Origin of the sequence: Anaerotruncus colihominis (genome assembly GCF_010206195.1) — a bacterium.
GTDB lineage: Bacteria > Bacillota > Clostridia > Oscillospirales > Ruminococcaceae > Anaerotruncus > Anaerotruncus colihominis_A.
Genome location: NZ_VIQT01000015.1, coordinates 1 through 26,874 on the forward strand (window position 1 = coordinate 1; position 26,874 = coordinate 26,874).

Here is a 26,874-nt window from a genome sequence, read left to right on the forward strand (position 1 = left end):
CCATTCGTTGTATAAATAATCTTTGTTACAACTTCGGATTTATACTTTTCTTTTCTTAAATTTTTCTACGGCATATTCATAAGCTTCTTGAATAAATGGTTTTAATTTTTCAAAGGTTTTATCTGACGGATTTAATACAGAAATCCAGCCCATCCAAGCATATACAGGATGTGGAATTATCTTATTTAATTCTGTGAAATCATAATTCATACTTACTATTTCTCCCGCACTTGGTCTTTTAGGTACATCACTAAATAATTCTATAAAAGTTTTTTTGCGAATTCCTAAATTAACTCTGTATACATTTTCTCTATCCAAATTTGAGCCGTTGTCATTATCTCCATCTTTTTCTTTTATTGTAAGTATATACACGCCTCTTTTTAAAACATGATTGGGATTATAAAATATTCCCTTTTCTCCCCAGCTATCTACCAAAACTGTATCTTTTAAATTTTTAAGACAATACTTTAATATTTCTTCTGGTTTCATATTTTTACCTTTCAAATTCTAATTCATCATGCTCTATACGAACTGGAATTTATAGCTATTCAAGCCGTTAGTATTACTGGAACAGCTATCCTTGCTCCCGTACTTGTATCTGCACCGAAGTTAAAACTTGGGGCTATATCATATGCGAATTTATAACCATATACCGCAGGATTGTATTTTCCTATCGCTGCATATGTGATTTCAATCGCCTTACAGAAGTCCTCTTCATTCTCGTATGGTTCACTTTGAAAATAAAGCATGATACATTCTGGAAGTTCCACTGTTTTATATGTTTCTGGAAGTTCTTTATCATAATCTAATGGCACTTCAACGCCTGCTGCTATCTTTGAAAAACCATTTTCGACTAATTTGTCTGGTAATTCAATCAAAGCAGCAGGTTCAAATTTTTCTGGAATACTATTTAGCAGACCTTCCCATTCACAGCCAACTTCTTCGCAATACGAAAAATAATCTTGTGCATGGTGTGACGGGAGATAAATCAACTTCCTTTTTTCACGTTCTTTAACAGTAATCATACAAAAACTTAAATCATTACCCATAAATAATTCCTCCTTATTTTTAAACAAAGCATAATAGTGACTAATCGGATATTGTATGAATAATGGAATAGCAATCTTTTTTTCACGATATACAGAGGGATTGATATGAAATTTTTTATAAAAGGAACGCGAAAATCCCTCGTGCGTTTTATAATGGCTGTTCAATGCGACTTCCAAAATTGTTTTTTTTGTATTCAATAATTCATTTGCGCTATCCGTTAAACAAACTGCACTAACATATTCTTGTAATGTTTTGTTCAGATACTTCTTGAAAATTCTGTCAACTTGTCGCCTTGAATACCCAATCTTAGAACAGATATCATTTATATTGAAATTAGCATCTTTATGATGTATGCGTATATAGTCCTGTATTTTCTGTACCGTTTCTATTTCTCTCATTCAATCATACCCACCTCTAATATACATAATTAACAACGTGCTTATCTTGATTTATTTAGACAAATTGTCATTTGTCGCTTTGCTGTTTCCATTCTACCACAATTCCGAGAGCGTGGAAATAGAAAGTTTTCCGGGCTGATTTCCGACATTATGGATATACGGGACGGGCGGTCATTTAGGTGTAGACTTATCTTAGTTCATCGATGAGCCGCACCTTGAAAACAGAATGACCGTTCGAAAGGCGTTTCCCGGCAGGGGAAGCAACGCAAGGAGCCAGTTTCGGGACAACTTGTCCCGAAGTCCGGGGAGCGTGCCAACGTCGGAAAACCTTTCGGAGAGAACGGCAGCGAAAAAGCAAATGGAGGAAACGCATGAGAGATAATCCATATAAACGACTGCCACCCATAGAGCGCAGACCGGACGGTTCCCTCTACTGCATGAACCCGGCGCAGAGGAAACAGGCAAACGCCCTTATCCGGCGGGAGTGCTGTAATTGTGAAAACGGGGCTTGTATCGCCCTTGGCGACTGGGACAGCCACACCTGCCCGCAGATGATTTCTTTCTCGGTCTGCTGCAAGTGGTTCCGTTGGGCGGTCTTACCACTTATGGGGACGCTGGAAGCGGCGATTTACCGGAATAAGGATCTGAAACGCTGTGAGGTCTGCGGCGGTGTGTTCGTCCCAAAATCCAACCGAGGGAAATACTGCCCGGACTGTGCCGCCAGAGTTCACAGGCGGCAGAAAACAGAAAGTGAACGGAAAAGGAGGTCGAGCGTGGACAGTTAGGGGCTGAAAAGTCCTTGATTTATAAAGCGTTCAGAGGGCAGAACCGGAAGAAGTGGTATAAAGTATCGCCCTCCCCTGAAAATGCCTTTCTAACCGTCCACAAAGCATACTATGACAAGCATGATTTATATTCATCAGCCAGGAAAGGCGTCCAGCTTCACCCGGCTCCCCAATTTTCTCTTTGAAGCGCCCACATTCCAGCCCTTATCCAACGAAGCAAAGCTGCTGTATGCCTTTATCCTGCGGCGGGCGGAGTTATCCCGGAAAAACGGGTGGGCGGACGAGTACGGTCGCATTTACCTGTATTATCCCATTTGCGAGGTGGTTGCCCTGCTCCATTGTGGGCGGCAAAAAGCAGTCAACACCTTGCGAGAGTTGCAGTATGCGGAGTTGATTGACATTAAGAAACAGGGCTGCGGAAAACCCAATCGCATTTATCCAAAATCTTATGAAGCGGTTTCAAACACCGACTTTAAGAAATCCGATTATGGTACGCGGTCGAATTGAAAACCGTACTCGACAAGTACGATAATCAATCCTCTTGAAGTACGGAAACTGGACGGTATATAGAAATACAAAGATTAAAACGATTGATTTATATCTATTTCATTCCTATCCTATCAGAGATAATTTTGGCGGGGAAACCCGCTGGAAAGGAAGGGAACGGGGAAAGGAGTTTCATGGCACAGCACGCAATTTTGCGGTTTGAAAAGCACAAGGGCAACCCGGCAAGACCGCTGGAAGCCCATCACGAACGGCAAAAGGAACAGTACGCCAGCAATCCCGACATTGACACCAGCCGGAGCAAGTACAACTTCCATATCATTAAGCCAGAGGGTAGATACTACCACTTTATCCAGAACCGCATTGAACAGGCAGGGTGTCGCACCCGCAAGGACAGCACCCGGTTTGTAGATACGCTGATTACCGCCAGCCCGGAGTTTTTTAAGAAGAAGTCCCCAAAGGAAATTCAAGCGTTTTTCCAGCGAGCGGCGGACTTCCTCATTGAAAGAGTGGGCAAAGAAAATATCGTGTCGGCGGTGGTTCACATGGACGAGAAAACGCCACACCTGCATTTGACCTTTGTTCCGCTGACACAGGACAACCGCCTGTGCGCCAAAGAGATTTTAGGCAACCGGGCGAATTTGACAAAATGGCAGGACGATTTTCACGCCTACATGGTGGAGAAATACACAGATTTGGAGCGTGGGGAAAGCGCCAGCAAGACGGGCAGGAAGCATATCCCCACCCGGCTGTTCAAACAGGCGGTTTCCCTCTCCAAACAGGCAAGAGCCATTGAAGTCACCCTTGACAGCATTAACCCACTGAACGCCGGAAAGAAGAAAGAGGAAGCCCTCGCTATGCTGAAAAAATGGTTCCCGCAGATGGACAACTTCTCCGGGCAACTGAAAAAGTACAAGGTCACAATCAATGGCCTTTTGGAAGAAAATCAGCAGTTGGAAGCCAGAGCCAAAGCCAGCGAAAGCGGCAAAATGCAAGACCGTATGGAACGGGCGAAGTTAGAAAGCGAACTGCACAATATCCAAAGACTGGTTGAGCGTATCCCGCCGGAGGTGCTGGCAGAACTGAAACGGCAGCAGCATTGCAGAAAGGAAAGGTGATTTTATAAGTAACAGTATCAGATACAAGAAAGAAACCGAAATCGTGACTTTTCAGGGAAAGGAAATCACGCTGGAAAATCTCTCCCCAATATTCACGCCGGAGCAGGAAGCGGAGAAACGCCGGGAGCTGGAACAGCAGCTTTATGAGGTGTTCCGCAAGTACGCCGACAAGCGGCAGAACGAGGAAGCCGGGGCGTAAGGTTTTCCGAAGCCATCGTTGATTTGCGGGGCTGCTGGCGGTATAATGAAACTGTCAGTAGCTCCGTTTCTTTTTTAGAAAAGGAGCGACAATATGGATAATCGAATAGACGCGATCTATGCAAGACAATCGGTGGACAAAAAGGACAGCATTTCCATTGAAAGCCAGATTGAGTTTTGCAAATATGAACTAAAAGGCAGTAACTGTAAAGAGTACAAAGACAAAGGGTATTCCGGGAAAAATACGGAGCGTCCAGAGTTCCAGCAGCTTATGAGGGACATCGAAAGCGGACTTGTGCGGAAAGTAGTGGTCTACAAACTGGACCGTATCAGCCGTTCCATTCTCGACTTTGCGAAGATGATGGACTACTTCCAAAAGTATGAAGTGGAGTTTGTGTCCTCTACGGAAAAGTTTGATACCTCCACCCCGATGGGGCGGGCTATGCTGAATATCTGTATCGTGTTCGCCCAGCTTGAAAGGGAAACCATACAGAAGCGGGTGCAGGACGCATGGCACTCCCGCTGTCAGCGGGGTTTCAAGATGGGAGGGAAAACACCCTACGGGTTTCGGACAGAGCCGTATGTGATGGACGGGGTGCGGACAAAGAAGCTGGTCATTGAGCCGGCAGAAGCGGCGTTTGTGCGGCAGATGTATGAAATGTACGCAGACCCGCAGGTGTCCCTGCATGACATTACAAAGAAACTGACAGCGGACGGTATGCGTACCTATCATGGCAGGCCGCTGTCGAGGGCAACTTTGAGCGTTATCCTACGCAACCCGATTTATGTCATGGCTGACCTCGACATATACGAGTTCTACAAAAGCCAGGGAACGGATATTTACAATAACGCCGCCGACTTTGCGGGGACAAACGGCTGTTATTACTATCAGGGCAAGGGGAACACCGAGGACAAACATAAACACCTGCAAGGGCAGACGCTGGTGCTTGCTCCCCACGAGGGCTTTATCCCCTCCGAACTGTGGCTAAAATGCAGAAAGAAGCTGCTTGCCAGCCATACCTACCAGCCCGCAAGGAAAGCCCGGAACACTTGGACAGCGGGAAAAATCAAGTGCGGAAAATGCGGTTATGCGCTCATGTCGGCACACTCCAACGGTATCCTCTATATGCGCTGTACCGTCCATGCGGACAGCGGGGCTTGTCCCGGCTGCGGGTGTGTGAAGTTGCACGAACTGGAAGCGGTTGTCTATGGGGCGATGGTAAAGAAGCTGAAAGATTTTAAGACGCTGACAGGACGGAAAAAGGCGGCGAAAATCTCCCCAAAGCTGACAGCGAAGCGGCTGGAACTGGCGCAGGTGGAGAGCGAGATTGAAAAGCTGCTTGACACGCTGACAGGCGCAAGCCCGGTTTTGCTCTCCTACGTAAACAGCAGGATTGAGGAACTGGACGCAAAGCGGCAGAGCATTTCCAATGAGATTGCAAAATTGTCTGCGGACGCTGTGCCAGCCGAAAAGATAGAAAGCATTTCCGGCTATCTGGACGATTGGGAAAATGTCAGCTTTGAGGACAAGCGGCAGGTAGTGGACGCACTGATAACCGTTATCCGGGCGACCAATGAGAAAGTAGAAATCGAGTGGAAAATCTGACGGGCTAACCTCCGGCGTACATTATCCTTTTGTGCTCTTGTCCAGAATAGTGAAATGATTTTCCCACAGAACGGCGTCCGCTTCATTGCAATCAATGACGGCGTAGACAGCGCACAGGGCGAAAATGATTTTGCGCCCTTGCGTAACATTTTTAACGAATGGCTGGTGAGAGATACGAGCAAGAAAATCCGGGCGGTAAAACGCTCAAAAGGCATGAGTGGGAAGCCTGTCACAAGCAAGCCCGTGTACGGCTACCTCATGGACGAGGACGAAAATTTCATCATTGACGAGGAAGCCGCCCCCGTGGTGAAGCAGATATACAGCCTTTGCCTTGCCGGGAACGGACCGACCAAGATAGCCCGTATGCTCACGGAGCAGCAGACACCCACGCCGGGAACGCTGGAATACCGCCGGACGGGAAGCACACGCCGCTACCACCCCGGCTATGAGTGCAAGTGGGCGACTAACACCGTGGCGCATATCCTTGAAAACCGGGAGTACACGGGCTGCCTTGTGAACTTCAAGACCGAGAAAGTGTCCTACAAGGTAAAGCAGAGCAAGGAGAACCCCGAAGAAAAGCAGGTAATCTTTGAGAACCACCACGAGCCAATCATAGACCGTGACACATGGGAGCGTGTGCAGGAACTACGCAAGCAGCGCAAACGCCCCAACCGCTATGATGAAGTGGGCTTGTTCTCCGGCATACTCTTTTGTGCGGACTGTGGGAGCGTCATGTACCAGCAGAGGTATCAGACGGATAAACGGAAACAGGACTGCTACATATGCGGCAGCTACAAGAAGCGCACGGCAGACTGTACGGCGCACTTTATCCGCACCGACCTTTTGACCGCCGGAGTGACCGAGAACCTACGGAAAGTCACCAGCTACGCAGCCAAGCACGAAGCCCGGTTTATGAAGCTGTTGACCGAGCAGACCGAGGACGGGAGCAAACGCCGGAACGCCGCCAAGAAGAAAGAGCTGGAAGCGGCAGAAAAAAGGATTGCGGAACTTTCCGCTATCTTCAAGCGGCTGTATGAGGACAGCGTGACCGGGCGCATATCGGACGAGCGTTTCACGGAGCTTTCGGCAGACTACGAAGCCGAGCAAAAGGAACTGAAAGAGAAAGCCGCCGCTTTGCAGAGCGAGCTTTCCAAGACGCTGGAAGCCACGGCAAACGCTGAAAAGTTTATGAAAGTGGTACGCAAGTACACCAGCTTTGAGGAACTCACCCCTACCCTGTTGCGGGAGTTTGTGGAGAAAATCGTAATCCACGAATCGGAAGCCCTTGACGGGAAACGCCGGGGGAAGCTCCGCAGACAGGAAATCGAAATCTATTACTCTTTTGTCGGCAAGGTAGAATTGCCCGACTAAAGCCCGACCCGTCCGGCAGTCAGCCGGACAGGGAACGGCAAAATTTTTTACACTTCTTTTACTTCTTTATCTCACATGAGCAAAGTCGCAGGGCATCAAGCAGCTCATGGCGGGCGGCGGCATCATCGTGCTGGGTACGACCCTGATCCCCCTGCTGTCCACCTTGTTCTAAGGGCGGGGGCCTATGGGTATTCTCACCGACTGGATCACGGACTGGCTCAAAGAGCTGCTGATTGACGGGATCATGGGCAACCTGGGCGGGCTGTTCGATAACGTCAACGCCCAAGTCGGGGAGATCGCGGCACAGGTGGGAACCACCCCGGCGGCATGGCACGCCGGGGTGTTCTCCCTCATCCGCCAGCTTTCCGAAACGGTGATACTGCCCATCGCCGGGCTGGTCTTGACCTTTGTGGCGACCTACGAACTGATCCAGATGATCCTCGAAAAAAATAATATGCACGAATTTGACGTGGCGAATATCTACAAGTGGGTATTCAAAACGTCCTGCGCCATCCTGATCCTGACAAACACATTCAATATCGTTATGGCGGTATTTGATGTGTCGCAGAGCGCAATCGCAAGCGCGGCGGGGCTGATACGGGGCAGTACCAGCGTCACGCCGGATATGCTGGCCGACCTGGAGGCCACGCTGGAGACAATGGACATCGGCTCCCTGCTGGGGCTGTTCATGCAGTCCATTTTAATCAATGTCACCATGACGGCCCTGAACATCATTATCTTTGTGCTGGTGTATGGCCGCATGATTGAAATATATCTGCTGACCAGCCTTGCCCCCATCCCCGTGGCGACCCTCTCTAACCGGGAGTTGGGCGGGACGGGGCAGAACTACCTGAAATCCCTGTTTGCCGTGGCGTTCCAGGGGATGCTCATTCTGGTGTGCGTGGCAATCTACGCCGTACTTATTCAGGGCATCGCCACCAGCGGCGACCCCATAGGGGCTATATGGGGGACTATCGGCTACACGGTGCTGTTGTGCTTCATGCTGTTCAAGACGGGCGGCATTGCCCAGCGCGTCTTTGGCGCTCACTGATGAAAGGACGGTGATTTATGCAGGAAATTCTTACTTCTGAAAAAAGGGTTCCCGCAAAGTCGGCAGACTTTGTGGGAGGAGGAGCCGCAACGGAGCGGGCGGATTTCGGCGGCATGGCCGCCGAAGGAGCAGAGCGGAGTTTGTGGCGACGAGGCCAGAGCTTTGCCCCGGACGGGCGGCCCCTGGCCCCGGACGGCCTGTTTCTTATGGACGGCATCGAGTGCCTGCGCTCCCTGCCCCGGCACTCGGTTGATATGCTCCTGACCGATCCGCCCTATGGCACGACCCGGAATTACTGGGATGTGCCTTTGCCCCTGCCGGAGCTGTGGGAGGCGGTGCGGTGGGCGGTGAAGCCGGAGGGGGCGGTGCTGCTGTTCGCTCAATGCCCCTATGACAAGGTGCTGGGCGCGTCCAACCTCCCCATGCTCCGCTATGAATGGGTGTGGTACAAGAGCCGTTGCTCCGGCTTTCTCAACGCCCGCCGCGCTCCGCTGAAAAAATCGGAGAATATTCTGGTGTTCTATCGGAAGCCCCCGCTGTACGATCCGCAGTTTGAGCAGGGAGAGCCGTACAAGAAAATCCACCGAAAGAGCGGTAACAGCCCCAACTACGGGAAATTTGAGCGCACCAGCGGCGAGTCGGACGGGCGGCGGTTTCCTGGGAATGTGCTGGCGTTTCCCACTGTGGCAAACGCCGTCCACCCCACGCAAAAGCCCATTTCCCTGTGCGAGTATTTCATCCGTACCTACACCCGGCCCGGCGAGGTAGTGGCGGACATCTGCGCCGGGAGCGGTACAACGGCGGTGGCCGCCGTCAACACGGGCCGCCGCTACATTTGCTTTGAGAACGCCCCGGCCTTTTACGGCCCCGCCTCTGAGCGTGTGCGCCGGGCGGAAGAGGCCGTGGCCCAGGGCGGGAAAGGGGTGTAACCATCGGAGGATATTCCATTATCTACGCTGACCCGCCCTGGCGCTACGCCCAAAAGGGCTTGCAGGGGGCGGCGGAGCGGCACTATCCCACCATGAGCATTGACGAGCTGTGCGCCCTGCCTGTGGCCGACATTGCGGCCCCGGACAGCGCCCTGTTCCTTTGGGCCACGTTCCCCCAGCTCCCGGAGGCCCTGCGGCTGATCAAGGCGTGGGGCTTCACCTATAAGAGCGTGGCCTTTGTCTGGCTGAAAAAGAACCGCCGGGCGGACAGCTGGTTTTACGGGCTGGGCTTCTGGACGCGCTCCAATGCGGAGGTGTGTCTGCTGGCAACGCGGGGCCGCCCCCGGCGGCAGGCCGCGAATGTGCATCAATTCATTATCTCCCCCATAGAGGGCCACAGCAAAAAGCCGGACGAGGCCCGTGAGAAAATTGTGGCCCTGATGGGCGACCTGCCCCGCGTGGAGCTGTTCGCCCGGCAGACCCCGCCCGGCTGGGATGTGTGGGGGAACGAGGTGGAGTCCGTCAACTTATGGTCAACGTGGCCAGAGGCCACAGGGCCGGAAAGGAGGCTGAACAATGGCCTATGTGAGCATCCCCAACGACCTGTCCAAAATCAAGACCAAGCTGGCCTTTAACCTGACCAGCCGACAGCTGGTGTGCTTCGGCTGTGGGGCGGCGGTTGGCATCCCTGCCTTTCTGCTGACCCGGAGCGCCATCGGGAACAGCGGGGCGATGTTCCTGATGCTGGCCGTCATGCTCCCCGCCTTTTTCATGGCGATGTACGAAAAGGACGGCCAGCCCTTTGAAAAGGTGGTGCGGAACATTGTCCGGGCCAAGCTCCTGCGCCCCGGCGTGAGGCCCTACCGAACGGAGAACCTGTACGCGCCCTTTGCCGGACAGGTGGAAAAGGAGGAACCGATTGCAGGTAAAAAGAACCCCAAGACGCGGCCCCGCAAAGGGTAAGGGCCGGGCGGCCCTCTCCGCACAGCAGACTGTCCCCTACCTGGAAATGCTCAAAGACGGCGTTTGCCGGGTGCGGGACGGCTACTACACCAAGACCATCGCCTATGAGGACATCAACTATTCCGTTGCGTCCACCGAGGATCAGGCGGCCATTTTCAGCGGGTGGTGTTCGTTCCTGAACTACTTCGACAGCGCCCTGCCGTTCCAGCTCTCCTTTGTCAATCACCGCTCCCGTGGCGGGGGCCGCTACAAGGTCAATATCCCTATGGCCCACGATGAATTTGACAGCATCCGGGGCGAGTATGTGGATATGCTGAAACGGCAGATTGCCAGGAGCAACAACGGCATTGTCCGCTCCAAGTACATCACATTCGGCGCTCCCGCCGACAACCTCGCCGCCGCCCGGCCCCGGCTGGAGCGTGTGGAGGCGGACATCATGGGGAACTTCAAGCGGCTGGGGGTACAGTCCCACGTTCTCAACGGCTGGGAGCGGCTGGAGGCCCTCCACGGCCAGCTCCACCCCGGAGGTCGGGAGCCGTTCCGCTTCTCCTGGGGGGACATCCCCAAGACGGGCATGGGGACAAAGGATTTCATTGTCCCCGACAGCTTTGACTTTACCCAGGGCCGGACATTCCGGGTGGGCCAGTTCTGGGGGGCGGCGTCCTTTCTGCAAATCATGGCTTCGGAGCTGTCTGACAAGCTCCTGCTGGAGCTGTTGGAGCTGGATGCGGAAATGACCGTGACCCTCCACATTCAGACGGTAGACCAGACCAAGGCCATCAAGACGGTAAAGGGTAAAATCTCCGACATCGACAAGATGAAAGTGGAGGAACAGCGCAAGGCCACCCGGAGCGGCTACGACCCTGACATTCTTCCCCCTGACCTCATCACCTACGCCAAGGACGCGGCGGCGCTCCTGGCCGATCTGCAATCGCGCAACGAGCGGATGTTTTTGCTCACATTCCTGGTGGTGAATACCGCCCCCACGCGGGAGCGGCTGGAAAACGAGGTGTTTACCGTGTCCGGCATCGCCCAAAAGCACAACTGCACCCTCCGGCGGCTGGACTACCAGCAGGAGCAGGGCTATATGTCCTCCCTCCCCCTGGGCTGGAACGGCATCGAGATACAGCGGGGCATGACAACCAGCTCCACGGCGATTTTCATTCCCTTTATGACAAAGGAGCTGCGGATGGACGGGCAGGCCCTCTACTATGGCATGAACGCCCTTTCCAACAACGTCATCATGGCTGACCGCAAGCGTTTGAAAAACCCGAACGGGATGTTCCTCGGAACTCCTGGGAGCGGCAAGAGCTTTGCCGCCAAGCGGGAGATCGTCAACGTGTTCCTGACGTGGCCGGAGGATGATATTGTCATAGCAGACCCGGAGGGGGAATATTACCCCCTCGTCAACCGCCTGGGGGGACAGGTGGTGAAGCTGACCCCCTCCGCCAGCTCCGGCACTTACATCAACCCTATGGACATCAACCCGGACTATGCGGACGATGAAGATCCGCTGTCCCTGAAAAGTGACTTCATTCTGTCCCTGTGCGAGCTGATTGTGGGCGGCAGGGGCGGGCTGGCCCCGGTGGAAAAGACTGTGATTGACCGGGCGGTGCGGAACGTGTACCGCCCCTATCTGGCAGACCCGGCCCCGGAGCGGATGCCTATCCTCCAGGATTTGTATGAAGAACTTCTGCAACAGCCGGAGCCGGAGGCCCGGCGTGTGGCGTCGGCCCTGGAGCTGTACTGTACGGGATCGCTCAACCTCTTTAACCACCGTACCAATGTAGAGGTGAGCAACCGCCTGTTGTGCTATGACATTAAGGCCCTGGGGAAGATGCTGAAAAAAATCGGCCTTTTGATTCTCACCGATCAGGTGTGGGGGCGCGTCACCGCCAACCGGGAAAAGCGCCGGGCCACCTGGGTGTACCAGGACGAGTTTCATGTTCTGCTGGCCGACCCGCAGACGGCGGCGTACAGCGTGGAGATTTTCCGCCGTTTCCGCAAGTGGGGCGCGATCCCCAGTGGTATCACCCAAAATGTAAAAAGCCTGTTGGAGAGCAGTGAGATCGAGTCCATTTTCGGCAACTGCGATTTCCTCTATCTGCTGTCCCAGGCCGCCGGGGATCGGGAGGTGCTGGCCAGCCACCTGGGGATTTCCCCGCACTAGCTCTCCTATGTGACCCACTCCGGCTCCGGCGAGGGGCTGCTGTTCTACGGCGACACCGCCATCCCCTTTGTAGACCGTTTCCCCAAGGACACCGAGCTTTATACCCTGCTTACCACCAAGCCGGAGGACAAGGCCAATGAACGAAAGGACGAGTAACCCCGCTGGGGCAACTTCTGGAACGGGAACCCCGCGCAAGCCCAGCGAAGCGGGTTGCGCGGGGAGAGGAGGAGCAAGGAAGCGGACGGAGTTTTCGCCGCAAGGCGGAAACGGAGTTGAGCGGACTTTGCGACGACGAGGCCAGAAGCAAGAAAAATCCAAATTCCGCATGGAAAGCCAGCAGGAGCGTACTGCCAAGGCCAAGCTCCAGATGGAAAAGCGGTGGGACAAGCTGGAAACGGCCCGGAGCCGTCTGGCGAACCAGAAGCCTCCCAAGAAGCGCGGCCCCCTCCGGCGTATGGGCGGGGCCGCCGGGCATGGGGTACACGGCTTTGTGCATGGCAAGCTCTACGAGGTGGAGCATGAGAACGTGGGAACCGAGGGCGCTCACCGCTCCGAGCTGGCGGGCGAGGTGGTGGGCGGGAAAATGGTGCGCTTTGCCAGAAAGCGCGTCCGAACCCGCCCGGCCAGGGCCGCCGCCCGCGCCGAGTCCCAATTTATCAAGGCCCAGGCGGATTATCAGACCCGGAAGCTGGCCCAGGAACAGCCGGAGACGTTCAAGAGCGCCGCCGCCCGGCTGTGGCACAGGGAGAAGCTGAAACGGCAGTATCGGAAACAAGCGCGGGAGGCCGCCAAGCAGGGGGCCAGGGCCACCGAGAAAACCGCAGTCACTTCGGAGAAGCTGGCGGAAAAGGCGGTGGGCGCGGTGCGGCGGCATCCTGTGGGGGCGCTGCTGCTGGCGGCCTGTGTCCTGCTCCTGGTGGTGATGCAGTCGTGTATGTCCTCCCTGGTATCGGTGGGGAATGGGACGGTGGGGGCGGTGGCCGCCAGCACCTACCCCTCCCAGGACGGGGATATGCTGGGGGCCGAGGCCGCCTACTGCGCGTTGGAGACCGAACTGCAAACCTACCTGAACACCTACACCAGCACCCACAGCTACGATGAATACCACTTCAATTTGGATGACATCGAGCATGACCCCTATGTGCTGATCTCTATTCTCTCCGCGCTCCATGAGGGGGAATGGACGCTGGCCCAGGTGGAGGGGACGCTCCAGACCCTTTTTGACCGCCAGTATATCCTGACGGAGAACGTGGTGACGGAGCAGCGGTACTATATCGAAACGGACACCTGGACGGATAGCGAGGGCAATACCCATACCGACAGCTACCGGGTGTACTACGACTATTACATCTGCACCGTGACCCTGGAAAACTTCAACCTCTCCCACCTGCCTATTCACATCATGGGCGAGGGCCAGCTCTCCCGGTACGCCCTGTTCATGGCGACCCTGGGGAACCGTCCAGACCTGTTCCCCGGCTCCGGCTACATCGGGAAATATGTCACGAACGGCCCTACCCTCCATGACGTGCCGGAGGCGTACCTGTCCGATCCTACCTTTGCCGCCCTGCTCACCGAGGCGGAGAAATATATCGGTTATCCCTATGTCTGGGGCGGCCACAGCCCCAGCACGTCCTTTGACTGCTCCGGCTACCTGTCCTATGTGCTGAACCAGTGCGGCTGGGACATCGGACGGCTGGGGGCGCAGGGGCTTTACAACTACTGCACCAGAACCAGTTCCCCACGGCCAGGCGATTTGGTGTTCTTCAAAAACACCTATGCCGCCCCCGATCCCAACGGCGTGACCCACTGTGGCCTGTATGTGGGGGATGGCTGGATGCTCCACTGTGGCGATCCCATTGGATATGCCAACCTGAATAGCAGCTACTGGCAGTCCCATTTCTACGCCTACGGGCGTTTACCATGAATGGAGGTATCTATGGCGACAACGAAAAGTGCGAAAATTTGGGCCGAGATGGAAAAGGTCAAGGCCAAGATCAGCGACCAGCAGACCCGGCTGAAAGAGCTGGAGCAGAAGCACAAGGAGGCCGAGAACGAGGAAATTGTTGACATTGTGCGGGGTATGAGCATCCCCCTGGACGAGCTGCCCCTCTTGCTCCAGAAGCTCCGCGGCACTTCTGGCCAGGGTGGCCAGAAGCCCGCTCCGGCGGAAACGGGGGTGGCGGAATGAGAAAGCCCCGTTTGCTGGCATCCCTGCTGTGCGCTGTCCTGATGGTGGGGGTACTCACCGTTCCGGCCTATGCAGGGGGAGGTGACGAGTCCGAGGACGGCGTGGGCGAGTACATCCCCTGGGAGGGGCTGGAACCTGCCGAGCCGCTCCCCACGGAGCCGAACCCGTTTACCCCGGACGGGACGGGGACGGTGGTGGACAACGCCACCGATCAGGATGGCAAGGAATTTTTCACCATTACTACGGCAGAGAAGGCAGTGTTCTATCTGGTGATTGACCGCCAGCGGGAGACAGAAAATGTGTACTTCCTGAACGCCGTAACCGTGGCCGACCTGATGGCCCTGGCGGAGTCCTCCGGCGAACCCGCCGCCCCGGAACCCCCGCCGGAGCCTGAGCCGGAACCTGACCCCACCCCGGAGCCGGAACCTGTGCTGGAGAAAAAGGGCGGGGCCGGGCCGCTCCTGCTGGCCCTGGCCGTGGTGGCCATCGGCGGCGGGGCCGGGTGGTACTTCAAGATTTACCGCCCCAAGCTCCAGAAAGCGGCAGAGCCGGAGGAGGACTACGGCGACGATCCCTATGACGGCGAGGCCCCCTGGGATGAAGATGACGGGGAGCCGGAGGAATGAGCCGGGAGCTGACCCGCGAGGAAAAGGCGGCCATCCGCGCCCTGGTGGTGAAGTGGTGCGCCAACTATGACCGGGAGTACGGATGCTTGCCCCTGAACTGTGAATGTTATATGCTGGGGAAGTGCTGGACTTCGAGCTACTGCCGCTACTTCCGAGAGGCCGTCCTCCCCCTTGACCCAATGCTGGAGGCCGCCCTGTCCAGCCAGGGGCCAGCCCCGGAAACCCGGCCCTGCCCTGTCTGCGGACGGCCCGCCCTCCTGGACGGGCGGCGGCGCTACTGCTCCGAGGCTTGCGCCCGCGCCGCGCTCCGGGAACAGAAGCGGGCGTATATGCGGAAACGGCGGGGCTGGTGAGTGGAAAATTAGGCCCTCGGAAACCCACCTGTATCAAGGCTTTGCCGGGGCAGTTCAGGGGCGGGGCGTATCATTTCACGTCCTGCCCCCGTTTTCCGCTGATACTTTCCACATTTCACACTTTGAGAGGAGGCTACTATGGACGAAAATCAAAGCTATACAATCTTAAAGGCCGTCATGCCGGAAAATGGCTGGGGTGGCAGGTAGCATGGCCGGGAAAAAGCGCGTCCGGGATGTGCCGCTCTATGTATGGGTGCGGCCTGACGAGCTGGAGGTCATCCGGGGGCGCATGGAGGAGGCGGGCATCCGCAATATGAGCGCCTATATCCGCAAAATGGCCCTCAACGGCTATATCCTCCATGTTGACCTTTCCCCCGTCCAGGAGCTGGTGTCCCTCCAGCGGCGGTGTGCGAATAATCTCAATCAGGTGGCGACCCATGCCAACAGCTACGGTGTGTACCAGGAAGAGATCAAAGCTCTGCAACGAGACTATGCCGATCTGTGGGGTCCGCTGTCCGACCTGCTCCAGAAGCTCTCCGAGGTGGTGCGCCTGTGACAAAAGGGAGCGGCCCAGCGCCGCTCCCTTTTGTTCTCGCTTCTGGTCAGTGTGGCCAGAAGTAAAGTTTAATCTACCCTGTAATTTAATGTCTTCTACAAGCTGGACACCGTGGCAGGATTTGTCCAGATTTGATTTTCTGTTGATCGATTGGAACTTGGGTAGTAAAAAACTTTCTACATTCAGTACATTGGTACACATTTCCCGCCATAATCTTCCCAATATGGCTTTGTAACACCAAAGTGTCAATATCAAAATCATATTGTGAATACTTGAACGAAGTTTGCCGATTTTTTCCCTCGCGTTCATCAGGAGAAGTCAAAACCGGGAATACATTCCTCGTGTAATTAGGATATGCGATATGTATAGCCGGTAATATATCTGCGTCACCAGCTACTAAAGCAAAGCAATCATTGGAATGTTCAATAGCATCTCTAACTAATAGAGCAACAACTGTGGTATCTACCTGTTTTTCCTGATACCGCAATTCAGAATGTAACATATTTAACAACATCCATTCTTGCAATTGAACATGAAAAATGCAGTTTGGATCATAACCCGCATTGATAGCGGCATCAGCAAACTCTTTCCTTTTTGCAATATTTTGCTTTGTAATATCTATATTTCTTTGGGAAATCACGACATTCTGCCCACCATAAGGATTTGCAATCCGCATGCCTACCCAACTATCAAAATCATCTGGTAAATTGAACAAAGACGTAACAAAATTGCAATTCCCAATTTCGGTACATTCAGGACGTTGCTTTTGTATGTGTTGCAACAACAAGGCATTAAATCGGTTAAAATCAATCGTAAAATAACGAGAGCTATAAATAAAACGCTTAAAAACATCACCATCAACCACTTTGAAAAGCCAAGTCCCATCAATATAAACATGAAGTTTTGACATATTAACCCTCCATTCTGTGTTGCGCTGGTTTTTTTATTATACTCCTACTTATAACAAAAAGCAACAAAAATTCCCAAAGTACTAATCAGATTGTTATTACATTTTACTTTCAAATAAAAGGAGAGATGCCCACGGCTACGACCTACATCAAGCCCCACAAACAGGCCGCCAAGCGGACGGCCATTCAAAGTCTGAAAGATCGTTTTGACTACGGCCTGAACCCGGAGAAGCTGGGGGCGGTGTCCTCCTACCTCTGCGACCCGGAAACCGCCCACGCTGAATTTATGCTGGTAAAGGGCCAGTATCAGGCGGAAACGGGCCGGACGGCGGAGCAGGGGGCGCTGTGCTACCAGCTCCGCCAAGCCTTTCCCCAGGGGGAAGTCACCCCGGAGGAGGCCACCCCGGAGGAGGCCAACAGGATCGGCTATGAAACGGCGATGCGCTGGACAAAGGGCAAGTATCAGTTTTTTGTCTGCACCCATACCGACAAAGGCCACATTCACAATCACATTTACTACAATTCCACGGCCTATGACCGCTCCAGGAAATTCCGCAACTTCATCGGCTCCAGCTTTGCCCTGCGGCGGCTGTCTGACCGGGTGTGCCTGGAACACGCGCTGTCCGTGGTAGAGCGGCCCAAGCCCCACAGCAAGGGCCGCTTTCTGCATTATGGGCAGTGGCAGGGGGCGGCCCGGCCACCGTCCCAAAAGGAGCAGATACGCTGGGCCATAGATGCGGCCCTGTCCGAACGCCCCGCCGACTTCTCTGATTTCCTCCGGCGCATGGAGGCGGCGGGCATCCAGGTGGTGCATGGGCGGGGCGGGGTGATCTCGTTCCGCGCCCCCGGCCATGACCGGGCGGCCCGGCTCCGGGCATCCACCCTGGGGGCGGGCTATGGACGGGAGGACATTCAGGCCGTGATTGACGGCAAGGCTCCCACGCGCCAGCCGAAACAGGCGCGGCCCCGGCCCGCGCCCCAGCGCGTCAATCTGCTGATTGACATTCAAGAGAAAATGCGCCAGGGCAAAGGCCCGGCCTATGAGCGGTGGGCTAAAGTCTACAACCTGAAACAGATGGCCGCCGCCCTCCAATTCCTCCAGAAGCATGGGCTGACCGACTATGACGCGCTGGCGGAGCAGACTACGGCGGCGGTGGATCGCTTTCATGCTCTGGCCGGGGAAATACAATCCACCGAGGCCCGGCTCTCCCAAACGTCCGAGCTGATGGCCGCCGTGGTGAGCTACGCTAAGACCCGGCCCATATTTGACGGGTACAAGGCGGCCAAGTATTCAAAAAAGTATCTGGCCCAGCACGAGGCGGAGCTGGCCGACTACCGGGCGGCCAAGGCTACTATCAATGACATTTTGGGCGGGGCCAAGCTCCCCAAGATGGACACGCTGAAAAAGGAGCGCCGGGAGCTGGCCGAAAAGAAAAAGGCCCTCTATACCGAGTACCGGGAGGCCCAGCGGCAGATGCGTGAGTTGGTGGCGGTCAAGGGCGGCGTGGATCATCTGCTCGGCCTGACGGACGGGCGGGAAAATAAGGCCCAGGAGCGGTAGCGACAGGGCCGCAGACAGGGGAGCTTCTGGTCAGCATGGCCAGAAGTCCATCGGGTTTGGGGGAACCCCAACAAGCATTTTCGCGGAGCGAAAATCGCAAGTGTCTATACACTTGCCTTGCTTGCCGCTAACGCGCTCCCCCGGAAACCCCTGCGAAAAAGGCCGGAGGCGTTCTTCCTACGTCTCCGACCTTTCACGGGCCTTGCGGATGCCCTCTGCGGCCCCCTCCATGATGATAAGCTCTTTTTCGTCCATGCCGTTCAGCATACGGTCAAGGTGTTTCCGGCGTTCGTCCTCTCCGTTGTGCCTATCCGGGTAGAAAAATTCATCTACGGAAATATCCAAAAGGGTGATGAGCTTGTAAAAGGAGTTGAGGCTGGTGTGCTGGCCCCGATTTTCAATATACATGATGGAGCGGGGGGTGAGGTCTACAAGCTGGGCCAGATGCTCCTGCGTCCAGCCTTTGGCCTTGCGTCTGCGCTTTATTTCTTTGCCTAGGGCGCGACAGTCCAGGCGCTTTTCATATTGGTACATTCTCACATCACCCCTATATTATTTTGCATTTCAGGAGTGGATATGAGAACGAAACATAATTTTATATTTTAGTAGTATTTAACTTCATATCACATCGTTGCAAAGATAAATCGGACAAGTTATAATAGAACCCTCCACTTTACCACCAGACTTTAGAAAAGAGGTACAATAGGACAATGGGGGGTGAATATTTTGACAACATATAAAACTGCCGAGGTTGCGGCGGTCATCGGGGTACACCCGAACACCGTCCGCCTATACGAAGAATGGGGGCTGATCCCAGCGGCAAAGCGGCAGAAAAACGGTTATCGTGTTTTTACCGCTTTTCACATTCAACAATTTTGGCTGGCCCGGACTGCTTTTCAAATTGAGGTGTTGCAGGGTGGTCTGCGAAAAAAGATTGTAGAGGTTGTGAAATTATCGGCCCAGGGAAATTTTGACGGAGCCATCCTGCTCACGCGGGAATATATCGCTGATTTGGGAAAAGAGCGCGACCATGCGGAAGAAGCCATCTGCATTGTCCAGCATATCTTGTCCGGGGACAGCCCGGACACTCCGGTTTTCTTGAAACGGAAAGAAACCTCCGATTACTTGGGTATCTCAATGGACACACTTCGGAATTGGGAAATGAATGGGTTGCTGACAATCAAGAGGAAACAGAATGGGTATCGCGTTTACTCGGAGCAGGATATAAGGCGGCTGAAAATCATTCGTTCCCTGCGGTGTGCAAATTACTCCTTGGAGGCAATTTTGCGGATGCTCCAACAGCTCTCCAAAAACCCGAACGCCGATATTAAGCTGGCACTCAATACGCCACGGCAGGACGAGGATATTATTTCCGTTTGTGACAAGCTGATTGTCTCCCTTTCCTCAGCGGAGAAAAACGCAATAAAAATGCTGGGTATGCTGCAAGAAATGAAGAAAAATTTTTGAAACCCTCCATCTTACCACCAGAGTTTTCTCTGGTGGTATTCTTATACCATCGAAAAAAGGAGGTATCAATGTGGAAGAAGTTGTAAAAGTCGAAAGTTTGACCAAGGTGTATGGGGCGCTCCCTGCGGTAGACCATGTGAGCCTGTCGGTCAAACGCGGTACGGCCTTTGGACTGCTGGGGGCCAACGGAGCCGGAAAAAGCACGACTATTGAGTGCATCCTGGGGACAAAACGGGCGGACAGTGGGAATATTTCTGTCCTTGCCCTCGACCCCGGGAAAGACCGCCGCCGCTTGTTCCAGCAGGTAGGTGTTCAATTCCAAGAGTGCGACTATCAGCCTGAAATCAAGGTATCCGAATTGTGCGAGGAAACGGCCTGTCTATACAAGGCCCCTGCCGATTGGAGAGGGCTGTGTGAACAGTTTGGGATTGGGGATAAAACGGGATCACCCGTCAAGAGCTTATCCGGCGGGGAACGCCAGAGGCTTTTTATCGTGCTGGCCCTTATTCCAAAACCGCAGGTCGTTTTTCTGGACGAATTGACAACTGGGCTTGACGCAAGAGCGCGGCGGGGTGTCTGGAAAATTTTGAAGGATCTGAAAGACGGAGGATTGACAATTTTTCTGACCTCCCACTTTATGGACGAGGTAGAGGCCCTCTGTGATGAGATTTGTATTCTCCAAAAAGGCCGGACTGTGTTTTACGGAACAGTAGCGCAGGCGAAAGAGAAAAGCGGCTGTGAAAACTTTGAGGACGCCTATCTGAAACTTTCCGGGGAGGAGATTGAATGAAAACCTTTTGTACTCTGCTGAAAAATGAACTGAAATTGAATATCCGCAATATGAATATGGTGATTTTCGCCATCATCCTGCCCCTGGTGGTGCTTGTGATCCTCGGCTTTTTGTACGGGACGAACCCGGCGGCGGATGGCGCGAACTACACATTTTTGGAACAGTCTATCGGCGCACTGTGCGCCATCTCCGTCTGCGCTGGCGGTCTGATGGGCTTGCCGCTGGTGGTGGCGGAGTACCGGGAGCGAAAAATTCTGAAACGCTTTCAGGTCACGCCCGTCAGCCCCAGTATGCTGCTTGCTGTGGAATTTCTGATCTATGTGCTTTATGCGCTGGTGTCCTTGATTACCCTGATCCTTGTTTCCAGGCTGGCCTGGGGCGTTCATCTGCGAGGCTCCTGGGGCGGATTTGCTGGCAGTTGGCTCCTGACTGTACTTTCTACGCTGAGCATTGGCATGATGGTGGGCGGTATTGCCAGGAATGCCAAGAGCGCAAGCGTTATTGCCTGTGTGCTGTATTTCCCCATGCTGATTTTTTCCGGGGCCACCCTGCCTTTTGAAGTAATGCCGGAGATCATGCAAAAGGTTATCAGTGTGTTTCCCTTGACCCAAGGCATCCAGCTTATGAAATCTGCGTTCCTGGGCCTGTCAGTTGAACATTTCACATTACCAATTCTTGTGATGCTGTGCGTCACTCTGGCCTGTTCTGGAATTGCGGTGAAATGCTTTAAGTGGGAATAATGTGACTGCATTTCGTTTTAACATAGCCTTGATAGTGTTCAAAGCCCATGATATGCTCAGTAACGGGAAAACAGAAAGGAGTAAATGTTACCTATCCCTGATTGCTTCTGGTCATCGTGGCCAGAAGTGATCAGGAAATATTCCCTCTTTTTCAAGCACGATAAAATCCCAAAAAACGGAGGTTGAACATGAAAAAATGGCTTAATGAAGAATATGAATTTGGAGTTGAAGTGATTGGTTTCTTGCGTGGCGATCACACAGAGCATTACTGTCGGAATGGTGAAGAAATCGGAGATAAATATACCTGCACCTATGGATGTCCCGTTAATGCGGAGGGATATGGTATCTGTTCCAAAGTGATGATGGTGCTTTATCCGATCATGGAGGCCATCAGGAGCGGCGGGGATTTGGAGAATATTGGCGGAGACGGAAAATACAGTAAGGTAGTGGTCTGCCCTGATGGATGCGTTATGTTTCGGATTACGGCGAAACCTTTAGGCAATCCAAATCCCTTTAAGGGAAACTGTTTCGGCTGAACTCTAATTTACCAGTAAAGTTGACAAGTTACAAATAAGTGAAATTGATATGAAAAATATCATCCGCCCAACGGGATAATAAAAAAACCGTTGTTTCGGCGGCTGGTATCTGTGCGCCTGGACAAAGTACAAGCAGTCTTGCGGCGGTTTTGAAATAACAAATTTCAAGCCGCCGCTTTCTTTTGAAAAAATGGAAAACGGAGGGTGTGTTAAAGTCGCCCATTTTTAAGGACACGGCGGTATCCGGGAGGTATCGTCATGTCCTTTTTTATTCTGGCCCCCTCTAACTCGTCAAAAAAAGCATAGCACTTCCGCCGGGTTACTCCGGCCACAAACGCGAAATATATAAGTATATAAAGAACTATGTCACTTCACGCGCCCGCACAGTACAACGCTGTGCTGGCGTTGTCGTTTCCTGTCGCTTCTGGCCATCGTGGCCAGAGGCTGTGGGGAGCTGCTCCCCCGGATGCCGCTCCCTCCATTTCGATCTGCTGACCCGTCAACCACCCAACATCGAAATGGAGACAACTATGAAAACTATCATTCTGAACCACTACTATCCCCACCTGACCGAGCGTGTCATGCTGGAGGTGTCTGACGAGATCGCCGTGACCCTCTCCATTGGTGGCCGCCTGTGTGACAGCTACAAGCGCCGCAAGCGGGAACATGACGAGTGTTCCTTGGACAGCACCCCCGGCTTTGAGGCAGACGTGACCTTTCCCCCGCTGCCCCCGGAGCAGGTAATGGAGGACAGGGAAAACCGGGCCGCCCTCTATGCGGCCATCGACCAGCTCCCACCTGTCCAGGCCCGGCGCGTCTACGCCCATTACATACTCGGTATCAGCAGGGCCGACCTTGCGCGGGCCGAGGGCGTGGGGATCAGCCGGATCAGCGGCTCCATTGACCGAGGCTTGCTGAACCTGAAAAATATTTTGGAAAATTCCATTTAGGAGAGAGGACTTTCCCCCAATTTTCCGCCTGATAGGTGAGGAGGGACAAGCCCCTCCCGCTGACAACTGAATATACAGTATTGCAGAAATTGACAATGTGATTATGAAGCTCTTTGAGCAGAATGCCCTGGGTAAGATTACAGACGAGCGCTTCGAGAAAATGTCATCGGCTTATGAGAACGAGCAGAAAGAGCTTACCCACAAGAGGGATGACCTGAAAGCAAGGATCAGGGCCGAGGAAAAGAAAACCCAGAGTACCAATCAATTTCTGGAAACCATACGTAAATATGAAACTGTAACCGAGCTGAACCGTTCTATGCTGGTGGAGCTGATAGATAGCATTTATGTGTATCAGGCAGAAGGAACCGGCAGAGATCGTAAGCAGAAAGTGGAAATTAACTATCGTTTCCTTGCGGGGTCTCAATGTGGTATTGCCTGATGGGAACAGTAGTCGGCCTTCGATTTGCCGGAATTGTCATAATTGGCTAATATCTGTTTGATGGCGGGGTCGTTTCCTTCTCCCGACTGGACATAATCGCCGGAGGGGTGCTGTCCGTTCCATTCGGCGCAGAACGCGATTTCCCCATCCAGATAGATCTTCGGCATGGGGCTGCCTAAAAAGGCGCCATTGGCAAATTCCAGATTGCCGCCGCTCCATTCGATCATGGAGTAGGAGGGGGAACCGGTTGCGGCTTTGTTGGAACGTGACCGCGGCATGGGGCTTCGGGACGCTTCCAGCGCCGCTTGCTGGTACTGCTGGAGCCAGTGGATGGGGCCATCGTCCTTTGGTTCCTCTGAAGGCTTTTCTTCGTCCGGCTCTCCAATAGTTGGATCGGAGGAGGGTTCTTCCTCCGGGCTTTCCTCCTCCTGCGGCGGCTCTGTGCCGGGGCCTGTGCCCTCCGCTGGCGGTTCCTCGGTGGGGGGAGCGGCATCCGGATCGGCGGAGGGGCCGGGCGTTGGTTCTGTCTCAGGCTCCACGGTCATCCCTGGCTCGGGGGGAGTTTCCGCCGCGCTGTCCGAAACCTGCTGGGGGGCGATCATCCCCCCGGCATCAACGGTCGCCGCCAAAGCCTGCACCGGGATGACGCCTAACAGCATGACCACCGAAAGAGCCATGCAGAGGACCCGCTTTGTTTTCTTTCGCATCTCACAACTCCCTTTCTGTGTGAAATAAAAAATGGACCCCCTTTCGGGGGCCCGGCAATGATATGGTTGGTTTGTGGCTATTTGTAAAAGAGCATGCACCAGTAGGTGACGCCGTCCGCGCCCTTCCGGCAGGCGACGCCCGCGCTGTGGTACCGCTCATCCAGGATGATCTCCCGATGCGCCGGCGAGTCCAGCCAGGACTCCACCGCGATCTGTGGGGTGGACGCCCTGCGGTTGATGATCTCTGCGCACCGGTAGGTTTGCGACATCCGGGTACCGTCCGGCCTCGTGTGGCCGTACCGCTCCTCCAGCTCGGGGACCCGCATCTTTGCCAGCTCCATCGCCTCCTCGTCCAGCACCACCTCATGCAGCCCATTTTCCGTCCTTGCCTCATTGATGAGGCTGAAGGCTTCCAGCGCAAGGGCTTCGGCATCGAAATCCTCCTTGGATTCTATCAGTGAGCCAACCCCGATGACCGGCTCTTTTCCCTCTGCTTTGCTGTCCTGTACAAAGCCACTGATCTGCCGGTACTCGTTGAAGGCTTCCGCCAGCCAGGTTTCCCACTGGATGCTGCCGGTGGGATGCTGCCTTGAAAGCTCCATCACTGTCCGGTTCGAGATGCTCCCAAGCGCCGTACCATCCTCGGCGTAGAGGTACCAGGTGGTGATGGGCCAGTCCTTGCCAGCCGCGAAGACGGCGGGGGTCGTCCAGTCGTCGACGGTGACGGGATACCCCTCCAATCCAGAGGGCGCGGCATGGGCGGTGACGGTACAGGCCAGCAGCATGGCAGTAACGAGTATTGTTTGAAATATCTTTTTCATTTGATATTACCTCCCTTTGTCACAAAGGATATCAGCAAAGGCAAGAAAAAGCTATTCACCAAAACTAACAAGAAAGAGCGGTTAAACTTCGACTGCCTGCACAACCAGGCGAAAATCGGGCTTTCCGGTGATGCAGGTGATGAGGGTGACGCGGTTGTCCTCGGTCCTCATGAGGTAGTCCCAGTTGTCCTGTGCGATCTCTCTGATTTCGCTGACCGCGTACTGCCGTTCCCCGAGGGCGGTTTTGTAGGTGATCCGGTCGCCCTCCTTCAGCAGATGGAGCTCGCCAAAATAGGCGACTGCCCCTTGCGGGGCCACATTGTGGCTGCTGAGTCCGATGTTGCCGTCCCACGCGGAGGTGATGGCGAAGTGAGCCACCCCTTTGGTCATCCCCTCCAATTCGCCGCCGTCCTGTGTCTCATACACCGGGGCGATGAGGGAGATTTTCGGGATGGACAGCGTTCCGATAGAGCCGTCCTGTAAAGCGGCCTCCTCCGGCAGAGTGTAGTCCTCCGCCGAGAGGGGAATGCTTTCTGTCCACACTTGTTCGGGGTTGACAGCAGAAGCAACCGTCTGCTCTACAATCTTCAGCCCATCCTGAGCGGCGGACTGTTCCTCCTTACCGGAGGGCTGGATCACCACAATCCCATCCTCCGAGGTATAGGCCCGGTTGACCTCCATATCAAAAGTCACCTCCTGCTCCACAGGCGGCTGGGCGATGGTTCGCGCGGGGGGTGTGAGCATCCGGTTTGCCTGCCACGCTGTGGCAGCGATCACAACCGCCGCCACCGGCAACCCGATAAGGAACCATCTGCCGCCGCTGTTCCAAAGCTCTTTAAGCTTATTCATCATCTGTTCTCCTCCAATCCTCTGTCCATTTCATACAGCAGCTCCGGCATGTCCATCGGCGGGCGGCCCGCGTAAGGGTCGCTGCCCACAGGCTGGCTGGTTTTTTTCTGCCTGCGTTTTTGCAGCAGCCGCTTGGCGCCAAGCCAGCCGCCCGCCAACAGCCCGGCGCCAAGCACAATTCCCAAGACCGGCAGCAGGACGGCGCTCCAGTTGATGGACGCCGCCGTTTCCATGGGGATCTCCTCGTAAACGACACTGACCAGCAAATCCCCAGCCGAAGTTTTTCTCACCTCGCCGCTGTAAGTGGCGGTGGCGAGATACCCGCTGGCCTTGCTTCCCCAAGCTGTGCCGGTATAGGTGGCGGTGGCGGAAAAGAGGGACGGGACTTCGCTGTTTTCGGCGGCGCTGGCCATAGGCTCCCACCGGACGTCCGCCAGCTGGAGGGCGACGCCGTTTTTCTGTGAAGTCTTGGGGATGTAATAGGGATCGTTTCGATCCAGCCCGGAAAACTCCTTTGTATCCTTGAGGGTATATGCGTACCCCTCGGTATCTGCCGCTTTGGTTTTGATGGACTCCGGTTCCAGGGTCAGCGTCCCCGCAAACCCATCCTGGCTGTAGGGGATGGAGCCGGCAAACAGCTCCAGCAGCTCCTGTGCGTCATCCGTTTCAGAGGGCATGGCGACGGTTTCTGTTACTGTTTTGCTTTCGGATTCCCCGGCAACTTCCCGGCGCAGGATATCCGATACCTGGTATTCCACCCCTCTGCGGGTTAACCCCTCCTCGATGAGCGCCGCGGGGTCTGTACCCTGCGGCACAAGGAAGGTCTTGACCAGCAGGCGGATTCCGCCCTCCTCAGCGGTCTGGATTTCGATGGGGTAGAAGCTCCCCGCCCTGTAGTTTGTTTGCTGTCCTGCTGTTTGCGCATTCTCCTCATCCTCCCTGGGGGTAATGTCGGTGATAGCGATGCTGGTCCCATTCTCATCCGCGCCGATGACCGTCTGAGGCTGTTCTGCGGCAAAGGCGGTGACGCTCATGGACAAAATAAGCAGACAGGCCAGCAAAGGCGTCCTGATCGTTCTCATTTCAAAAATCCTCCCTTCACATGGAAAGCTGGGGCGGCTGCACCTCCTGGGATCGCAGCTGCTCCAGATTCTCTCTTGCCCAATCGGGCAGATGTTCCTCTTTTAGAACGCCCACAAACTCTGCCCGATTCCAGCGGGTTTCTTCCCCATCTCCCAGG

The 26,874-nt window shown here is 54.4% G+C and carries 29 protein-coding genes and 3 pseudogenes; 24 read left to right on the forward strand and 8 right to left on the reverse strand.

Going from position 1 to position 26,874, the window contains the following annotated elements; translation table 11 throughout:
- Positions 1-39: 39 nt before the first annotated feature.
- Together FMM72_RS10905 and FMM72_RS10910 are read right to left on the reverse strand one after the other, a co-directional pair.
- Positions 40-489: a DUF6194 family protein gene (locus FMM72_RS10905; protein WP_022788523.1), complete on the reverse strand. Its 450-nt coding sequence runs from the start codon at positions 487-489 to the stop codon at positions 40-42.
- A 59-nt stretch (positions 490-548) separates the two neighbouring features.
- Positions 549-1,448 (reverse strand): helix-turn-helix transcriptional regulator, encoded by a 900-nt coding sequence (locus FMM72_RS10910; RefSeq protein ID WP_016316874.1) that lies wholly within the window; start codon positions 1,446-1,448, stop codon positions 549-551.
- Positions 1,449-1,819: 371 nt separating this feature from the next.
- Between FMM72_RS10910 and FMM72_RS10915 the strand changes: the two genes are divergently transcribed.
- The 17 genes and pseudogenes from FMM72_RS10915 (at position 1,820) to FMM72_RS10995 (ending at position 15,866) form a co-directional block, all read left to right on the forward strand.
- Positions 1,820-2,233 (forward strand): cysteine-rich VLP domain-containing protein, encoded by a 414-nt coding sequence (locus tag FMM72_RS10915; protein WP_016316875.1) that lies wholly within the window; start codon positions 1,820-1,822, stop codon positions 2,231-2,233.
- 111 nt (positions 2,234-2,344) lie between these two features.
- Entirely contained in the window at positions 2,345-2,740 is a 396-nt protein-coding gene (locus tag FMM72_RS10920; RefSeq protein ID WP_022788524.1) for a replication initiator protein A, read from the forward strand.
- A gap of 173 nt (positions 2,741-2,913) precedes the next feature.
- Positions 2,914-3,855: a MobV family relaxase gene (gene mobV, locus FMM72_RS10930; RefSeq protein WP_016316877.1), complete on the forward strand. Its 942-nt coding sequence runs from the start codon at positions 2,914-2,916 to the stop codon at positions 3,853-3,855.
- Between the two features lie 4 nt (positions 3,856-3,859).
- The gene (locus FMM72_RS16975; protein WP_428845369.1) at positions 3,860-4,054 is read left to right on the forward strand and encodes a hypothetical protein; all 195 of its coding nucleotides are present in this window, start codon (positions 3,860-3,862) and stop codon (positions 4,052-4,054) included.
- A gap of 93 nt (positions 4,055-4,147) precedes the next feature.
- Positions 4,148-5,659: a recombinase family protein gene (locus tag FMM72_RS10935; protein ID WP_016316878.1), complete on the forward strand. Its 1,512-nt coding sequence runs from the start codon at positions 4,148-4,150 to the stop codon at positions 5,657-5,659.
- A gap of 48 nt (positions 5,660-5,707) precedes the next feature.
- Positions 5,708-7,030, forward strand: a pseudogene (locus FMM72_RS10940) (recombinase family protein); the annotation flags it as partial.
- A 79-nt stretch (positions 7,031-7,109) separates the two neighbouring features.
- A pseudogene (locus FMM72_RS10945) lies at positions 7,110-7,202 on the forward strand (Maff2 family mobile element protein); the annotation flags it as partial.
- 12 nt (positions 7,203-7,214) lie between these two features.
- Positions 7,215-8,081, forward strand: a complete 867-nt coding sequence (locus FMM72_RS10950; protein WP_162221437.1) for a VirB6/TrbL-like conjugal transfer protein, CD1112 family — start codon at positions 7,215-7,217, stop codon at positions 8,079-8,081.
- Positions 8,082-8,287: 206 nt separating this feature from the next.
- Complete coding sequence (locus FMM72_RS10955) at positions 8,288-9,010, forward strand: DNA-methyltransferase (RefSeq protein WP_243157789.1); 723 nt, start codon at positions 8,288-8,290, stop codon at positions 9,008-9,010.
- 17 nt (positions 9,011-9,027) lie between these two features.
- Positions 9,028-9,645, forward strand: a complete 618-nt coding sequence (locus FMM72_RS10960) for an MT-A70 family methyltransferase (protein ID WP_373925766.1) — start codon at positions 9,028-9,030, stop codon at positions 9,643-9,645.
- The gene (locus FMM72_RS10965) at positions 9,587-9,973 is read left to right on the forward strand and encodes a PrgI family protein (RefSeq protein WP_160237074.1); all 387 of its coding nucleotides are present in this window, start codon (positions 9,587-9,589) and stop codon (positions 9,971-9,973) included. Before FMM72_RS10960 ends, FMM72_RS10965 begins: the two co-directional genes overlap by 59 nt.
- Positions 9,930-12,299 (forward strand): annotated as a pseudogene (locus FMM72_RS10970) (VirB4-like conjugal transfer ATPase, CD1110 family). Before FMM72_RS10965 ends, FMM72_RS10970 begins: the two are co-directional and overlap by 44 nt.
- A 127-nt stretch (positions 12,300-12,426) precedes the next feature.
- Positions 12,427-14,067: a C40 family peptidase gene (locus FMM72_RS10975; RefSeq protein WP_431603339.1), complete on the forward strand. Its 1,641-nt coding sequence runs from the start codon at positions 12,427-12,429 to the stop codon at positions 14,065-14,067.
- Positions 14,068-14,079: 12 nt separating this feature from the next.
- On the forward strand, positions 14,080-14,331 hold the full coding sequence (locus FMM72_RS10980; RefSeq protein ID WP_162221439.1) for a DUF4315 family protein: 252 nt from the start codon (positions 14,080-14,082) through the stop codon (positions 14,329-14,331).
- Positions 14,328-14,957 carry a DUF4366 domain-containing protein gene (locus FMM72_RS10985; RefSeq protein ID WP_162221440.1) on the forward strand — a complete coding sequence of 210 codons (630 nt, stop codon included), beginning with the start codon at positions 14,328-14,330 and terminating at the stop codon, positions 14,955-14,957. Before FMM72_RS10980 ends, FMM72_RS10985 begins: the two co-directional genes overlap by 4 nt.
- Positions 14,954-15,310, forward strand: a complete 357-nt coding sequence (locus tag FMM72_RS10990) for a cysteine-rich VLP protein (RefSeq protein ID WP_162221441.1) — start codon at positions 14,954-14,956, stop codon at positions 15,308-15,310. Before FMM72_RS10985 ends, FMM72_RS10990 begins: the two co-directional genes overlap by 4 nt.
- Before the next feature lie 208 nt (positions 15,311-15,518).
- Positions 15,519-15,866, forward strand: coding sequence for a plasmid mobilization protein (locus tag FMM72_RS10995; RefSeq protein ID WP_162221442.1), 348 nt, complete (start codon positions 15,519-15,521; stop codon positions 15,864-15,866).
- Between the two features lie 85 nt (positions 15,867-15,951).
- On the opposite strand, the gene FMM72_RS11000 is transcribed toward FMM72_RS10995, so the two are convergent.
- A complete protein-coding gene (locus FMM72_RS11000; RefSeq protein WP_162221443.1) occupies positions 15,952-16,776 on the reverse strand; it encodes an NYN domain-containing protein in 825 nt (274 codons plus the stop codon).
- 191 nt (positions 16,777-16,967) lie between these two features.
- On the opposite strand from FMM72_RS11000, the gene FMM72_RS11005 reads away from it, so the two are divergent.
- Entirely contained in the window at positions 16,968-18,335 is a 1,368-nt protein-coding gene (locus tag FMM72_RS11005) for a relaxase/mobilization nuclease domain-containing protein (RefSeq protein WP_162221455.1), read from the forward strand.
- Positions 18,336-18,512: 177 nt separating this feature from the next.
- Here the strand turns inward: FMM72_RS11005 and FMM72_RS11010 are convergent, their stop codons facing one another.
- Entirely contained in the window at positions 18,513-18,869 is a 357-nt protein-coding gene (locus FMM72_RS11010; RefSeq protein WP_162221444.1) for a helix-turn-helix domain-containing protein, read from the reverse strand.
- A gap of 192 nt (positions 18,870-19,061) precedes the next feature.
- Between FMM72_RS11010 and FMM72_RS11015 the strand changes: the two genes are divergently transcribed.
- The 6 genes from FMM72_RS11015 to FMM72_RS11040 all read left to right on the forward strand — a co-directional run bounded on the left by FMM72_RS11015 (position 19,062) and on the right by FMM72_RS11040 (position 23,257).
- Positions 19,062-19,802: a MerR family transcriptional regulator gene (locus tag FMM72_RS11015; protein WP_162221445.1), complete on the forward strand. Its 741-nt coding sequence runs from the start codon at positions 19,062-19,064 to the stop codon at positions 19,800-19,802.
- Between the two features lie 70 nt (positions 19,803-19,872).
- A complete protein-coding gene (locus tag FMM72_RS11020) occupies positions 19,873-20,592 on the forward strand; it encodes an ATP-binding cassette domain-containing protein (protein WP_162221446.1) in 720 nt (239 codons plus the stop codon).
- Entirely contained in the window at positions 20,589-21,332 is a 744-nt protein-coding gene (locus FMM72_RS11025) for an ABC transporter permease (protein WP_162221447.1), read from the forward strand. Before FMM72_RS11020 ends, FMM72_RS11025 begins: the two co-directional genes overlap by 4 nt.
- 188 nt (positions 21,333-21,520) lie before the next feature.
- A complete protein-coding gene (locus FMM72_RS11030; RefSeq protein ID WP_162221448.1) occupies positions 21,521-21,868 on the forward strand; it encodes a TIGR04076 family protein in 348 nt (115 codons plus the stop codon).
- 530 nt (positions 21,869-22,398) lie between these two features.
- The gene (locus FMM72_RS11035) at positions 22,399-22,818 is read left to right on the forward strand and encodes an RNA polymerase sigma factor (protein ID WP_162221449.1); all 420 of its coding nucleotides are present in this window, start codon (positions 22,399-22,401) and stop codon (positions 22,816-22,818) included.
- A 103-nt stretch (positions 22,819-22,921) separates the two neighbouring features.
- Positions 22,922-23,257, forward strand: coding sequence for a DUF4368 domain-containing protein (locus tag FMM72_RS11040; protein ID WP_279285994.1), 336 nt, complete (start codon positions 22,922-22,924; stop codon positions 23,255-23,257).
- On the opposite strand, the gene FMM72_RS11045 is transcribed toward FMM72_RS11040, so the two are convergent.
- From FMM72_RS11045 to FMM72_RS11060, 4 genes are all read right to left on the reverse strand, one after another.
- The gene (locus FMM72_RS11045) at positions 23,239-23,964 is read right to left on the reverse strand and encodes a hypothetical protein (RefSeq protein ID WP_162221450.1); all 726 of its coding nucleotides are present in this window, start codon (positions 23,962-23,964) and stop codon (positions 23,239-23,241) included. The genes FMM72_RS11040 and FMM72_RS11045 overlap by 19 nt on opposite strands.
- Before the next feature lie 77 nt (positions 23,965-24,041).
- On the reverse strand, positions 24,042-24,785 hold the full coding sequence (locus FMM72_RS11050; protein ID WP_162221451.1) for a CAP domain-containing protein: 744 nt from the start codon (positions 24,783-24,785) through the stop codon (positions 24,042-24,044).
- Between the two features lie 81 nt (positions 24,786-24,866).
- Positions 24,867-25,637: a class D sortase gene (locus tag FMM72_RS11055; RefSeq protein ID WP_162221452.1), complete on the reverse strand. Its 771-nt coding sequence runs from the start codon at positions 25,635-25,637 to the stop codon at positions 24,867-24,869.
- Positions 25,634-26,716, reverse strand: a complete 1,083-nt coding sequence (locus tag FMM72_RS11060; protein WP_162221453.1) for a hypothetical protein — start codon at positions 26,714-26,716, stop codon at positions 25,634-25,636. The genes FMM72_RS11055 and FMM72_RS11060 overlap by 4 nt, the downstream gene beginning before the upstream one ends.
- Positions 26,717-26,874: the final 158 nt, after the last annotated feature.